The organism is Kosakonia radicincitans DSM 16656 (genome assembly GCF_000280495.2).
Taxonomy (GTDB): domain Bacteria; phylum Pseudomonadota; class Gammaproteobacteria; order Enterobacterales; family Enterobacteriaceae; genus Kosakonia; species Kosakonia radicincitans.
In genome coordinates, this window is sequence record NZ_CP018017.1 from 89730 (window position 1) to 102797 (window position 13068).

Consider the following 13068-nt stretch of genomic DNA (forward strand, 5'->3'; position numbering starts at 1 on the left):
AAAAAAGAGCCCTGAATTAACCAGGGCTTTTTTTGTCAGATTATCACTACTGAAACATTTCGCTCAATACGACTTCGGTATTCTTCTAATAGCTCCATTAACGAAGTATTGATGTTTACAGATTTCTTGGTTCTGGTAATAGTTACGTACAGCAGATTAAGTTCGTCAATAATTACTTCCCGTGGCTTCTTCATCACAACGGCTTCTATAATGGATGGGAAGTCGTCATTGATGATGACATGGTCAAATTCCTTTCCCTTCGAGGTATGGGCTGTGGTAACAATTAAATCAGCTTCCTTTTCTGTTCTGGCTTCATTCATCCTCATGGTCTCAACCATCCCGGGGATATCAGCATAGACTTCCATTAACTTAATCGCCCGCACCATGTCCACGTCCTTGGTGGTTTCTGCGATCTCTAAAAAATTTGCCCAGTTCCCGTATTCCGTAGTGATACGGTTATTTTTAATAGCAGCAATGTTACCTGTTTTTAGCGCATGTAAATCAAGGAGCTCGTCGAGACGGTATTTTGAAATACCTCCATTCCACATCACCCGTTTGCCCCACATAATCGACTCGTAGGCAGATTGTATGACTCCCATGTAGGTGCGGCTGATGATGGCGTAAAAGTTTTGATCCTGTATCGCCGATGGCTCAACGATAGCATCAAGACTACCCAGGCCTACCAAGGGGAACGTTTCACCCTTCATTGACAGCACAACGTTGGCCAGTGCTGCAACAAGAGGCCCAAACCGGAATGACTTAGTCAGGCGCATAACCTGAGCCCCGTGGTCTTCAACAATCTCAAGGGCGTTTTCCGCACCGCGCCAGCGGTTTATCACTTGGTGCTGGTCGCCGACAAAAACTTTGCAGCAGTTGTTTCTAAGAACGATATCGATCGTTACCGGATTTGCGTCCTGCGATTCGTCGAAGAGAATGACATTGTAGAACTGGTCTAGGGCTGGGTTCGATAACTGGAACAACTTGAGGATGGTATTCGGTGAGCAATAGGCATCGTTGAGTGGGTCAGATTGCATTTGCCATGTACGTTTTGCTGCACGTAGCGCTTGATCCAACCTGCTTTGAGATATTTTATCGGTTTTACTTAAGTCTTTAAGTACGTGTTCAGTAGTAATTTCGTGTTCATCTGAATTCATGAAATGGGTAAGCCCATTTATTGCAAGCTTAACCACTCTCCAGTCATCTTCACCCATCATTGCGCGGTATTCGCTCACGGATATAAACTGTCTGTATTTATGAGCAAAGTGTTTGTACCGGGTCACGGCCAAACCATGAGATGTTTTACACTCGACGTTTTTTGGGAATTTCTTTTTTGCATCATCTTTAATAGCTTTATTAAAAACGATATAGAGAATTTTGAGTGAGGGGTTTGCATCCGCGAATTCTTTTAGTGTAAAGGTCTTACCAGACCCCGCGTATGCCTGTACTGAAACAATACTGCCAGGTGTAGGTTTGAAACCTATGATCACGTTCTGTTCATCAGTTACCGGCATCAGAATTACCTTTATGTTAGATATCGTTTCATAGTACCTTTTGACACGGCGCGAATGATTTAAAAATGGGGGCAAATTGTACCCATTTTTAAGAATACAAATTTATCTGTTCATGAGTAATACAATAAGATAGTACCATCAAACTATTACTGCGGCCCTCAACAGGAGGTAATCTATGTTTTATTTATCGTCCTTTGTCTGGATGTCAATCTGGAGTCTGATTTCGATTTACATCTATTACAAAGATAAAAAGGCCGCGACTGCTGGCGAGTACCGTGTGGATGAACTGACGCTGGATGCGCTCATTGTGCTGGGCGGGTGGCCAGGTTGTTTCATTGCTCAACGAATGTTTAAACACAAAACACGCAGTGCTTACCAACGTCGGTTCCGGGTTATCGTTGCGGTCTGGATAGTTCTTTACATCGGATTATGGAATTTTCTATGGGCGGGAAATAAAATATGAAGATGTAAAAAAACCGGCCAGAGCCGGTTTTTTTTACATCCATGATGGTTACATGAATGCCGGTAAAGTGGTTTGCACTGCGTGGGATGCGGCCATCATGCCATTGATAATGTCCGGTGAGTAGTACAGGGAGATCGCACCACCAACAGCAACCGCCAGTGACATCAGACTCTGACGTACAACAGCAGCTGCGAGACCAACCAGAACGATAAGACCGATCAGCACCTTACCCAGAGAACCCTGCATGTAATCAGAGATTTTGAGCCATACATCGTCAAAACCTGCCTGGGTTGAACCAGAAGCGTGAGCGGTAACAATGGCAAGAATCAGAATGCCGGTGATCACCAGCGGGGTTTTAAACTTCTCAAATTTGATAGCGTTCATTTAAACATCCTTAATAACGAGTTTTAATAATTTCGATCTTTGGATGTTCTCCAGCTATTTAACGAGTTTGAGCCGGGAACTTTATTAATATAAAATTTGTTTTGTTTGATTTCATTGTTAAAGCAGGGCGTTATACAATAGCAATGTGTGATATAAGGTGACATTTATCCGTGTCTATTAACATATATGAAAATCTGGATGAAAACTTCTTTTTGAGTATGAAAGCCAACTTTACTAGTGTCACATTTAAACGAGGTGGATATGTTGAAATCAGAGGTGTTGGTCAGTACGTTGACATCGTTGGGATTATTATTTTTTTCTACTTTTGCACAGGCTGATAATCCAACAGAAGTAATGCTACCGGCTGGTGGCGTTAGAGTCGTTGTCGGATTTTCACCTGAAGGGTCTGCACAGAAAGCAATACTGGATCTGATCAATTCAGCTCAGCAGGAAATCCGTATGGCGGCATACTCTTTTACGTCACCCGTAATTGCGAAAGCATTAATTAATGCTCACCGAAGGGGAGTAGATGTCAGGATCGTAGTTGACAAAGGGCAAAATAATAACCGATATGCAGTCTCGACTATGAATACAGTAGTTAACGCGGGCATTCCGTTACGGACGAATGATCAATTTCTTCTGCACCATGATAAGTATTTGTGTGTTGATAGGATATCTGTTGAAACCGGTAGTTATAATTACTCAAGTTCGGCTTTCAATAAAAATAGTGAAAATAGCCTTGTACTTTATAACGCACCAGATGTTACAGCGCTGTATCTGGCCCACTGGGAATCTCGTTGGACTGGTGGTGTGGATTACATACCTAATTATTGAATTTTAATCAGGGTTCGGGATGAACCCTGATTTTATCATTTAAGAAACGCTTCAAGTTCGTCCATATCCAGGTCGTTATAAAATGAACGCCAACCTTTACGGGCTAAATTCGGATGCAGCATTTTGATGTTGCTTAATGGCATAATGCTGCTTAGTCCCATTTTAATAAAGTATTCATATACCAGGCGGCTGTACCGGTCAAAATCGGTAAGCGGTCTCGACAGAAGGTATGCTGCCTCTGACATAGTCAATCCCTGTATATGCAACCTGTAACCCAGCAGACGGCTGCATGTATCGCGCATAACACCGCGTGTTAGCGGGAATAACTCATCACTTACAAGATGTTCAGGTAAGTGAGTTCTCGGGCACTGAACAGGATTTATACCCCTGATATAGCACTCATCATTCTCAAGGATACAAAACTGGGGTTCCGGGCCGGAAAAAGAGTTACCAAGAAAGCCGCAGGGATCGATCACGCCACCACCCTTAAGTGCTATCCATCCGTACTGAGTTTCAGTGACTTGGTATAACCCACGATCTCCTGGATTGATGCGTTCTTTGACCTTTTTTCGACGTGTTCCTATAGTAGCAGTTCCGGCAATTACTCCCTGATCTACCAGTGCTCGGCATACGATGTAGGATCTCGCCTCTGACCATTCAATCCAGGGTAAACCAATGTGGTAACTGGTCGAAACCAGCCTTAAGCCGTCGATGCATGAATCTGTCATGTAACTTCTCCCGAAAAAAAAGCGCACCAAAGATGCGCTCGTATTTTCAATTCAACAGTCAGGCTTTGGATTTTTTGGCCAACTTGTCCGTTTGCTTAGAAAGTTCCTTTTTTGTGAATTTGAGGGAATCGGTTCGTTTATCAGGATCGCCAACAGCCTGAAGAATCAACGAGTAGGAGTTTTCGCCATTGAGTACAAAGAGGTCGGTTGCCTGCGACCATGCCCCCTTGTTTTCAGAACGCTGTACCCGCAGGATATTTCCTGGGAGGAGTGAGACTGACCAACCTTTTTCATCAGAAAGGTATACGTTGACCTTACCTTTCGATGGTAACAAGAATACTTTTGATGAAAAGGTTGAATAAACGAATACCGTATTTTGTCCCTGCGAATTGTATTCAACAGTTTTAAAGTGCCCACTATAGTCCAGGTCAGCGCCAGTAAGCGCATTCTTCTCCTGAACAACAAACTGTTGGGCTGTATAGCCTTCTGATGCTGCTTTATAGTCTGACGTAGCAGTAGTTTTAGTGGGTTCCGTATAACCGAACTCAGCTGGGTCAATTTGATGGCCAGAGGTATCTTTAGTGATGTTTTCAACACCTGCAATATCACGTGTGGTAGGTGATGGCGGTGTTTGAACCGGGTTGGTCTGCGCCGCAGCGTGTTGATTTGGTTCTGCTGTAACTGGAGCTGAAGCCGGGGCTTCACTAGTGGCCCCAGATAGTGCTTTTTTAGCGATTTCCTGTGCAGGAGTTATCTCAACCGTTCCAGGTTGCTCTGCGTTTTGTGAAACCTCGCTACCGTCAGTAAACCCAGGTTCAGCCTTAATTGAGTCAACCAATGACTGCGTAGCAGGATCTGACTTAGATACAACTGGTGAATTTGCATCCGGGTTAGCTGGTGGCGTGGTTGTGGCCATTTTTAGCATCTGATCGCCAAGATTATCAGACGATGCAGGGGAAACACCGGCGCTATCTTGCTTTGTGACAGTAGGTTCACTTTTATCATCATCAGGGGGCGCTGATGCGGGTTCCTGTTCATTATTTGTGATAGGAAGTGTCAGTGTTGGCTGAGGCCCAGCCTCATCGGTATCAAGGTCATCGTCATCCACATCGATACCATGTTGTTTTGCAATATCCGGGTTAACGCTGATCCCACTCTTTGCAACTTCGACGATAGATAGGTTCGGTTCTTTGTCTGGTTTACCATTCATTAAAATAAATGCGCCTAATGTGCTTACCGCAAAGATACCGGCAACCAGGATACTCAAGGTTTTTTTAGAAAATCGCGCCTTAACACTGGGGGTTTCATCTCCAGCATTCTGCGCTGCGCGTTCGCGTAATTTCTCCTGGCCGTATTCAGCACTTGTGCCACGTTTTTCACTCGTCATTGAAAACCTCGTTGATCACTATTCGTTCTGGCCGAAGCCCCAACTCACGGTGTATATGAAAGTGAGCATGATATGGAAAGCCCCATAATCGCGTGAGATGGTTGCCCCGGAATTGATTAGGAAAATATGCTCTCGCGATAATAAACGGATTATATCTTGAGGGAGGTAGCTCTCGAAATTTTGCGGCCTGAAAACGACCGCAAAATGAGATGGTTTTCTTGAAAATAGATTTCTAGAGGTTACGGGTTCCTTTACAAATTGGGTAAGCCGAGCAACCATAGAAATAATTTCCATTCGACATTCTTCTAACCATTTTGCTATGGCAACGGGGACAGCTAGGTATGACATTAAGATCGTATATTTGATTCTCACCTGGACCAACATTTATTATCTCAGTGGCAGGCGGGGGGATTTCTTTATCCTTGATTATTTTCAGAAGTCTGGAACCATCGATAAGCGATAATGTTCCTTTAACATTTGCGCTAAGAGCGAATTCCCATGCATCCTGAGTAAAGAACCCAGAGGTGATGATATAACCCCGCTCATATGCATTGGCTTGCACTACACCGTAAATTTCGCGGACTACCGAGACTCCTACTTTGCTGGTTTTCCATAATTTGCACTGTACCATTTCGCGGCGACCATCTTTTTGCAGCAGAATGTCGACTCCGCCGTCAGCTCCTGTATTAGTCAGAGTTGCTTTGTAGCCATTGAGTTCGAAATGCAGTCTTATAATCTTTTCGAATTGCTCCCATGTCATATTCGAGAGAATTTTCTGGGAATCATTTCCATCCTGAATGGAGGAGTAAATTCGACGTACTTCAGCAAGTTGTACATTTTTTAGCAATGTTGCGACAAACATCATCATCGAAAGGGTTAGAGATGCGCCTCGAAGGATTTCAGGGAGTATGTTACTCACGCCTACAGCAAAACGATTCATTACGAGTGCTAGGTCATCAGTACTGCTTGCAATAAACTGATAATACAAATCGCCTGGAACGTACACATAATTAGTAAGAGAAAGAATATATAGCAAGCAGGAAATCGGGAAGCCGATATACCACCGGAAAAAATAGGTTTGCTGGCTAGCACCACTGTTTCTCCATGACTGGATATTAAAAATAACGCCGAAGACTTCCTTTCCTGTACGGGTCATCGACATCTGGAGAGACAATTGTGTAATAAAGAGGCCCGCAATGACCAACGGGCCATCATGTAGAAAGAATAAAGCTAATGACGCTAGCAGGAAAAAGCACCACTGGAATTTGGCGCATCGGGACATTCCTTTTGCTGCCAATTTTCTAAAAACCATATGGTCACCATTCATTCAGAATTAATTCTAAGAAAGGTGCGCCTCAGTATCCCATTACAGTTATCAATGAATACATCGTAAAACATGACTGATAAACAAATCAGGGCAAATGTATAAACGATGATTTCTTCAACATATGGAAAATCAGGGTAAATCGCACCTAAATAAATTGCTGACAGTACAAGATACCCACCCCACAATTGGAACAACCGTGGTCTTACTAACAACCATGTGAGTAACGCCAGTACCACTAAGTTTGCAATGCCTATGGCGTTGATCGTCTTTATGGAAGTGAGCGGCACAAAGTACAGAACGCAATAAACGCTACATATCAGAATCACAATGGCGTAAATCACAACACGCTGGAGTAGAGAGTTCATGGTTTCCTCATACACTTTACAGGCCTGTATAACAGAATACCACCGTGTAGCGATTGACGAAGCATATCAGTGTATCTAGTTAATCATTCTCATCTCCCTCACAAGCAATTTGGCTCGGCATCCAATAAGGATGATTTGAAGTCTTGACGTAACTGAACACCATTCTGCATGGAACGCTCGTTAAGTTCGCAACTATCATACTTCTGTCACTGTTTTCAAGGAATTCAGCGCCAGAAAGTTCATTTTCATTCCAGAGACCAGCATTAGAAAGGGTTGCCATCGCATCTGGAAGCGCGTTTATTGCCTTGGTTGCGGGAATTGGTAATTTATCCCGACTTCCACAACCCAGGATAAGGAAGCATAAAAGAACAGTCGTGATAGATTTCATTCTCTCTTCCTCATTTTGGTGTTGTGGGTATTAAAGAGGTCGATGGCTTCAGTTCCCGTGATGGGTATCCAGTAAGGAGGGATGGCTGGAGCCTCATAAAATGGAATTCTCCCGCAGCCTGCTACGGGTAGAGAACAAACAAACAGGATTTCGTCGAACTGGTTTTCAAGTGCCCACAACTGGCTGTACCCAACTAATCCATTTAATTTTGCTTCATGGTGAATTTTCAGAATCGAAAATACAGCCTTCGCAAAACCAAATGGTGGGTTACCAAAGCGTATTGGATCGATACCCAGCGATGTCAGTGCAGACTTCGATATATCATTAAACCTATTGAATAGCGCAGAGCCATGTTCATGGTCTGTTCTTAGGGCAAAAGGAATAGTATTGTCGGGGCTAATTAAGCATTGCTCTTTGAATTGACGGAAACCAGACACACGTTGGATATGGCATTCGACTGATCGCAGAAACAAATCAGGCACACAAAAATCATGAGCAGTAAAACCTTCGAATCCTTCATCGTTACAGAGCTGGTTTGTTAACCTGAACCACAATTGGTAGGCAGATAGTACCTCCTCGTAAGTGCTTCTGACCTCCACATTATTGGTTTTGTAAAAGGTTTCGATCATCATGACTGATTACCTTTGATGCGGCTGCTGTCGTTGTTTAATGGAACGGTCACCTGAATCCCCACGCGCCAGAAAGCCTAAATTGACGATCCTGAAATTTACTCGCCCTACGAGACTATCATGGGGAATGAGACCTCTGAGGTTCCTAGGTGTGCCAGGGGGATTGTCCCAGTAACGGGAATCAAGCGAATGGTCTCGGTTATCACCGGCCATAAAGTAGTATCCTTCGGGAATGATCCATTTCTTACCCGTTTTCACGTAGCCGATACGGTTATCTGTCTGGAAGATATAACTTTGACCGGCAGTGTCGGTATCTGCCTGGTATTGAGTAGTAAAACCATCTTTTTTAATCTGGTTTCCGTTTTGTTTACCGTTTATCGAGAAGATTTTCTCTTCGTTGTATGTGACGGTATCGCCAGGAATACCTAATACGCGTTTGACATAGTAAACGCCGGGAACAGAAGGGGCGTTAAAAACGAGTACGTCCCCACGCCTAATAGCGCGATGATCGAATAAACCACCTACACGCTGAGCGATAACCAAGTCTCCAGGTTTTATAGTTGGGTACATGGATTCTGTCGGGATCAGGAATACACCGCCGAGAAACTGAAAGGACACAATAACCGCAAGCGACAATGAGGAGGAAACTATCAACCAATGTTTTGGACGACGAGACCTTATCAGCTGATAAGAGAGGTAAAGTGCAGAGATGATAAAAACAATAATTAACGGTTTCATGGAGTTATATACCACGCTTAATATTTTTTGCGTAATTAGAGAGCGATTTACCCAAAAACAGGTATACGAGACAGGTGAAAAGGTAAACAAAATGGATGCTGGTGGTTTTTTGGGCTAAAGTGAAAAATTGGTTCGCCTGCCCACCAGCTAATGTGTAATTGAGTTGAACTGTTGGTTTTTCAGCATCGACATAAAAACTTCTAGTTTTCATGAAGGTTAACGGCTTGAAAAATACTTTATAACCAACTCGTGCATAAATTGTGCATGTTGTAATGGTTATTACCAACGGCACATAGAATGGAATAATTGTATTGAGCCAGCACAATAATGACCACACCAGCACTGAATCCAGTAGAAACCTGGCAATAGAGTTGGCCTGCGTTCTGCCCGCTACCACCATAATGGGTATAAATTTAACCATGAAATCCACCATAGTTATACTTGTTTACACCATCTTATAGACAGACAAATTTTCTCCGACTTTTTTTGAACGCAAAACGACCCCGAAAAACGGACATTATATGGTCAGGAATTTCGATAGTTTAAGAGAACATGGTAAATTTTTTCTATCGAAATTTGTGGAGAATTGAAATGAGCAGTGATGCCACTAAGATGGTTGAAGCCTTTGTTAAAGACCCATTAAGTTACGATAGATTTGGGCCAGAGCTTATTTCAAATCAAAAATGTGTCCTCAACATCAATGGGCATGAAATGTCAATTGATGAAGCAGTTAAGATGAGTGATATTGAAAAGTCGCTCTTAGATGAAATTTACCATCTCATAGACGCAATGACAAAAGCGGAAGTCAATTTCTCAAAGGGAAAAAAGAATCTTTTTCGTCGGATGTTCGATCATTTAACAGGTTCCGAAATCTTACGGAAAGCCCAGCTAGATATTTATAACAAAGTAGTTATGAAACTATGCGAACGGATACCTGATCATTTCAAAATGCTAACCGCTCATGCTGAAATCACGAAGGGTTTGGAGGCAATCTATGCGCAAGATATTCATCAGCTAGAGGTTTTCATAGATGTTGTTGAGTCATATCTGAAAAATAAGAACGAGTGTGACTATAGTGTCACAAGCAATGAATATATGGCAATTAACAGGCTACGGATAAGAGTTAATAACTTTCAGGGAGTTCTTGTTGGTTTAAAACTAAGTCAGGTTCAAGCACAAATGAGCTATGAAACAGCTGTCGATGTAAAAGATAGCCTTCGAGATATTAAAGATAATTTATTACCTATGTGGGAAGGGCAGGCTAAGAACATCAACGCCAGTGGTGTTTGTAGTGGTATTGATGAAGTGGCTCATGAAAAATTCAAGAAGCTGGTCAATAAATTAAATAAGAACATAAGGTGAGATAACATGAAGATCATAAATAGTATTGATATATTAGATGTCAAAGTGGCTAAGGAATTTGATAAATATGCTGTTGATGTAAGTATGGAATCATCAATAAAAGATGCAGTCAGATCTTTCCAGATTGGTGATATTGATGCCGCGCATAACTTTGGACGATTGGAGGACACTACTGATATTAATTATCTTGATAACCTCCTTCTCAGCGTCAGCTCATCATCTCAGGGCAAGAAGGGAGAGACTCTGAATGAGATTGTTGCACTGGCTCGTGAAGTCAGTAATGCAGTCGAACCAAGTTATCTTCAAAAGAAACTGTCACGGATACCGTATGTTGGGCCTTTCATAATGAAAGCCATCGGTCTTCATTTTAGTGCAATGTCAAGATTTGATTCAGTTAAAGGACAAATCGATATTTTAACCTCGGATATCGAAAGCATATCGGAGGGGTTGTTTGAAATGAATAAAAATATTGATGGAATGTATGACCAAGCTTTAACTAGTGTAAAAAATACAGGGGTTAACATTGTAGCTGCCTATTACATTCTGGAGAAGTTACAAACAGTTCAGGCTTCTATTCGTAAGGAACTAAAAAATCAGCCTGATAATACCATGCTGAGCATGGAAGCAATGAATATTGAACATCAAATCGCCCTCATAACAAAACGTCGAAATGACATGATCACGGAACAACAAAAGGCATTTGAAGACCTAAAGATGATGAAAATGATGAAGTTCAATAACCTCTCGATGGTAGACCAGTTTGAAACTATTATTAAAGTAACGATACCATCTTCTAAACGCAGCCATCTTATTATTGACCAGGCCGAAAGGAGTGATAAAAGCTCATTACTGATTCAGGCAATTGGTGATTCTGTAAATCAACAAGCCAGACGTCAAGCTTTGTTAGTAAAAGAGAGCAGTATTCGTGTAGCCAAAACAGCTAATCGTACTGTATATGATGTTGAGACAATTGATTACATATCAAACCAGATCAATGAGGCCGGTCGAGAAATTAAAAAAATCCACGACCGAGCCAAGACGCAACATACCCAGCTTGAAGCTCGCGCAGCGCAATGGAAGGAGAAGCGTTTTATGGTAGCAAAAGAACTGTCTTCCAAATAATAGTTAAATTTAGAGGATGTGCTATGGCTAGAATCAGACAAAGTAATCCATATGATGATGTTGAGAATGCTATTAGACGGAAGCGTGATAGAGCTATATATTTTACCTTAGCTATATCTCTAATCTTCGCTATTATATTTCTAATATTATGGTTTTGTATTCCATCAGACATGCCAGTAGATGAGCAAGTCAAACAGGTTTCTGACGATATATTCAACATTCTACGCTCCAATGAGTTAGTTCCTGAAAATGCTTTTGATACGATAGGATCATTTATTTCCATATATGGAAGAGTTGGTGTGGGTGTATGTATATTGATTGTAATACTAGGGGCAATTATTAATGGGAATGGTTTACAACTTGAGATAATGACAAGTTGCATAGTATTGTTTGTAGGGTTTAATTTATTTATTGCTGCATTTGGTGATGAGCCTCATAATTATAAATACAATACCGACAAAATAAGTACTGCTATGAAAACTGGAGACTTGGACTCTTTGTATGAAATCTATGGAGACAGAGGGAGTTTACTAAGAAAGTCAGTTGAAAAAGCACTTGCAGATCCTAAACCAGCTACTGCAAAAAAACTGGGAGATATCGATGGCCTGTTACTCAGAGGTGTAATAATTACTGCTGAAAAAGTATCTGATAGCAATTATAAAAATCATCTTGGAAACTTGGTTTTGTTAATGCCTGAATATAAAGAGGATAGTGTCAAAGACAAAAACACACTGTTTGATTCACAACTTTATAAAGCTATTGATTACCATATTTATGACATTGGTTACAAGTCTGGTGCGCTTGCTTCAAATCCTCTTTCTGCTTGGAAGTCGGGAAATGATCTTAAATCCAATTATATTAAATATATTATAAAAAGTACTGCTCTAATATTTTTTATACTTGCCGTAATTTTTGTGGTGATTATACTGCTGACGGTTAGAAATGGCCGTAGGCTTACTTATTTGATAGAGTCTAATATTAAATATCTGTCGAAATAAAATAAAACGCCCTTAAGGGCGTTTTATTTTTGTGTGCTTATTTACCATCCGTTTCATCATCTACTTTCTGAGTCATGATTGGAGGCGGCGCTTCATTATCAATTTTCCTACGGCCTTCATCGCTGAAGAAGATTTTCCAGATAAAGTGCCCGACAAAAAGGATTCCGCATCCTATAATCAGCGCCCAGTCGAAAGTGTCAAATGGTCTGTTAAAATAATCAAACATATAGTTCTCCAGGGTAGAGTTCGTGACTAAGCCCGTTAAACGTTGTGTGGATAATTGCTCCACCAGACCGGGCAATGCAATTCATTGTTTTTTTCAGACCATCCGGCATCTATGAGTAATCTCTTCACAAAAAATGGCTGGTTTCTGAAGATATCTGTAGAAATTGATGTAGCTTTAATGACACTTCCTTTTTCACCAGGTTTTGTTGGTTTCTCGTAACGCGTTATACCGATATGCTGTAGACGTGACCTAATCGCGCCATCTGTCCTATTCATTTTCTTGGCAATCACTTCTATTGAACGATGCTCAGATAGAAGTGTAATTAAAAACTTATAGTTTCCACATACCCATTTGGCTGGTTTTTGTGGTTCTCTTTGGTTCCGTTCAGGCACTGATCTTTCCTTAATTTGTTGTGGTTTTTCACTATCACAATCAATGTCAGTTCTGGCCGGGTAATTTGAAATGGTTTTATCTGGTACGGTTTCATAGATAATTTCATTAAGCACTATATGCTTGCTCCACCAATCTGGGGCGGTAAGGTCGAATCCATCAATGTGCCAGCCGAATTCGATTAGTGGCAGGACATCAAGAAAACGTTTTTTTGAT

Annotated in this window: 16 protein-coding genes; 5 read left to right on the forward strand and 11 right to left on the reverse strand. The window is 41.5% G+C overall.

Annotated elements, in window-relative coordinates; translation table 11 throughout:
- Positions 1–35 precede the first annotated feature (35 nt).
- A complete protein-coding gene (locus Y71_RS28560) occupies positions 36–1511 on the reverse strand; it encodes a UvrD-helicase domain-containing protein (protein WP_007372217.1) in 1476 nt (491 codons plus the stop codon).
- A gap of 175 nt (positions 1512–1686) precedes the next feature.
- Here Y71_RS28560 and Y71_RS28565 point away from each other — a divergent pair, with 175 nt between their 5' ends.
- Positions 1687–1974, forward strand: a complete 288-nt coding sequence (locus tag Y71_RS28565; protein ID WP_007372216.1) for a DUF1294 domain-containing protein — start codon at positions 1687–1689, stop codon at positions 1972–1974.
- Positions 1975–2022: 48 nt separating this feature from the next.
- Here Y71_RS28565 and traA read toward each other — a convergent pair whose 3' ends face one another.
- Positions 2023–2358 (reverse strand): TraA family conjugative transfer protein, encoded by a 336-nt coding sequence (traA, locus tag Y71_RS28570; RefSeq protein ID WP_007372215.1) that lies wholly within the window; start codon positions 2356–2358, stop codon positions 2023–2025.
- Positions 2359–2619: 261 nt separating this feature from the next.
- Here traA and Y71_RS28575 point away from each other — a divergent pair, with 261 nt between their 5' ends.
- Positions 2620–3192 (forward strand): phospholipase D family nuclease, encoded by a 573-nt coding sequence (locus Y71_RS28575; protein WP_016241591.1) that lies wholly within the window; start codon positions 2620–2622, stop codon positions 3190–3192.
- Positions 3193–3227: 35 nt separating this feature from the next.
- Here the strand turns inward: Y71_RS28575 and Y71_RS30865 are convergent, their stop codons facing one another.
- The 7 genes from Y71_RS30865 to Y71_RS28615 form a co-directional block, all read right to left on the reverse strand.
- Positions 3228–3920, reverse strand: coding sequence for a hypothetical protein (locus Y71_RS30865; protein ID WP_016241592.1), 693 nt, complete (start codon positions 3918–3920; stop codon positions 3228–3230).
- Between the two features lie 58 nt (positions 3921–3978).
- Positions 3979–5307, reverse strand: a complete 1329-nt coding sequence (locus Y71_RS28585) for a prolipoprotein diacylglyceryl transferase (protein ID WP_007372213.1) — start codon at positions 5305–5307, stop codon at positions 3979–3981.
- A gap of 232 nt (positions 5308–5539) precedes the next feature.
- The gene (locus tag Y71_RS28590; RefSeq protein WP_007372212.1) at positions 5540–6619 is read right to left on the reverse strand and encodes a restriction endonuclease; all 1080 of its coding nucleotides are present in this window, start codon (positions 6617–6619) and stop codon (positions 5540–5542) included.
- Between the two features lie 459 nt (positions 6620–7078).
- Positions 7079–7387, reverse strand: coding sequence for a hypothetical protein (locus Y71_RS28600; RefSeq protein ID WP_016241595.1), 309 nt, complete (start codon positions 7385–7387; stop codon positions 7079–7081).
- Positions 7384–8019, reverse strand: coding sequence for a hypothetical protein (locus Y71_RS28605; protein WP_016241596.1), 636 nt, complete (start codon positions 8017–8019; stop codon positions 7384–7386). Before Y71_RS28605 ends, Y71_RS28600 begins: the two co-directional genes overlap by 4 nt.
- A gap of 6 nt (positions 8020–8025) precedes the next feature.
- A complete protein-coding gene (lepB, locus tag Y71_RS28610) occupies positions 8026–8754 on the reverse strand; it encodes a signal peptidase I (protein WP_007372211.1) in 729 nt (242 codons plus the stop codon).
- A gap of 4 nt (positions 8755–8758) precedes the next feature.
- The gene (locus tag Y71_RS28615; RefSeq protein WP_016241597.1) at positions 8759–9175 is read right to left on the reverse strand and encodes a hypothetical protein; all 417 of its coding nucleotides are present in this window, start codon (positions 9173–9175) and stop codon (positions 8759–8761) included.
- A gap of 170 nt (positions 9176–9345) precedes the next feature.
- On the opposite strand from Y71_RS28615, the gene Y71_RS28620 reads away from it, so the two are divergent.
- The 3 genes from Y71_RS28620 to Y71_RS28630 are packed head-to-tail and all read left to right on the forward strand — an operon-like array spanning position 9346 to position 12236.
- Positions 9346–10116: a hypothetical protein gene (locus Y71_RS28620; protein WP_016241598.1), complete on the forward strand. Its 771-nt coding sequence runs from the start codon at positions 9346–9348 to the stop codon at positions 10114–10116.
- Positions 10117–10122: 6 nt separating this feature from the next.
- Positions 10123–11238: a toxic anion resistance protein gene (locus Y71_RS28625; protein ID WP_007372209.1), complete on the forward strand. Its 1116-nt coding sequence runs from the start codon at positions 10123–10125 to the stop codon at positions 11236–11238.
- A 23-nt stretch (positions 11239–11261) separates the two neighbouring features.
- Entirely contained in the window at positions 11262–12236 is a 975-nt protein-coding gene (locus Y71_RS28630) for a hypothetical protein (RefSeq protein WP_016241600.1), read from the forward strand.
- A 37-nt stretch (positions 12237–12273) separates the two neighbouring features.
- Here the strand turns inward: Y71_RS28630 and Y71_RS28635 are convergent, their stop codons facing one another.
- Entirely contained in the window at positions 12274–12462 is a 189-nt protein-coding gene (locus Y71_RS28635; RefSeq protein WP_007372207.1) for a hypothetical protein, read from the reverse strand.
- 35 nt (positions 12463–12497) lie between these two features.
- Positions 12498–12968, reverse strand: a complete 471-nt coding sequence (locus Y71_RS28640; RefSeq protein ID WP_236946475.1) for a hypothetical protein — start codon at positions 12966–12968, stop codon at positions 12498–12500.
- Between the last annotated feature and the right edge of the window lie 100 nt (positions 12969–13068).

What these genes read in the sequence shown, in the direction of transcription:
- Y71_RS28560 (WP_007372217.1), bottom strand. Translation starts at nt 1,511, where the DNA reads ATGCCGGTAACTGATGAACAGAACGTGATCATAGGTTTCAAACCTACA.
- Y71_RS28565 (WP_007372216.1), top strand. Translation starts at nt 1,687, where the DNA reads ATGTTTTATTTATCGTCCTTTGTCTGGATGTCAATCTGGAGTCTGATT.
- traA (WP_007372215.1), bottom strand. Translation starts at nt 2,358, where the DNA reads ATGAACGCTATCAAATTTGAGAAGTTTAAAACCCCGCTGGTGATCACC.
- Y71_RS28575 (WP_016241591.1), top strand. Translation starts at nt 2,620, where the DNA reads ATGTTGAAATCAGAGGTGTTGGTCAGTACGTTGACATCGTTGGGATTA.
- Y71_RS30865 (WP_016241592.1), bottom strand. Translation starts at nt 3,920, where the DNA reads ATGACAGATTCATGCATCGACGGCTTAAGGCTGGTTTCGACCAGTTAC.
- Y71_RS28585 (WP_007372213.1), bottom strand. Translation starts at nt 5,307, where the DNA reads ATGACGAGTGAAAAACGTGGCACAAGTGCTGAATACGGCCAGGAGAAA.
- Y71_RS28590 (WP_007372212.1), bottom strand. Translation starts at nt 6,619, where the DNA reads ATGGTTTTTAGAAAATTGGCAGCAAAAGGAATGTCCCGATGCGCCAAA.
- Y71_RS28600 (WP_016241595.1), bottom strand. Translation starts at nt 7,387, where the DNA reads ATGAAATCTATCACGACTGTTCTTTTATGCTTCCTTATCCTGGGTTGT.
- Y71_RS28605 (WP_016241596.1), bottom strand. Translation starts at nt 8,019, where the DNA reads ATGATGATCGAAACCTTTTACAAAACCAATAATGTGGAGGTCAGAAGC.
- lepB (WP_007372211.1), bottom strand. Translation starts at nt 8,754, where the DNA reads ATGAAACCGTTAATTATTGTTTTTATCATCTCTGCACTTTACCTCTCT.
- Y71_RS28615 (WP_016241597.1), bottom strand. Translation starts at nt 9,175, where the DNA reads ATGGTTAAATTTATACCCATTATGGTGGTAGCGGGCAGAACGCAGGCC.
- Y71_RS28620 (WP_016241598.1), top strand. Translation starts at nt 9,346, where the DNA reads ATGAGCAGTGATGCCACTAAGATGGTTGAAGCCTTTGTTAAAGACCCA.
- Y71_RS28625 (WP_007372209.1), top strand. Translation starts at nt 10,123, where the DNA reads ATGAAGATCATAAATAGTATTGATATATTAGATGTCAAAGTGGCTAAG.
- Y71_RS28630 (WP_016241600.1), top strand. Translation starts at nt 11,262, where the DNA reads ATGGCTAGAATCAGACAAAGTAATCCATATGATGATGTTGAGAATGCT.
- Y71_RS28635 (WP_007372207.1), bottom strand. Translation starts at nt 12,462, where the DNA reads ATGTTTGATTATTTTAACAGACCATTTGACACTTTCGACTGGGCGCTG.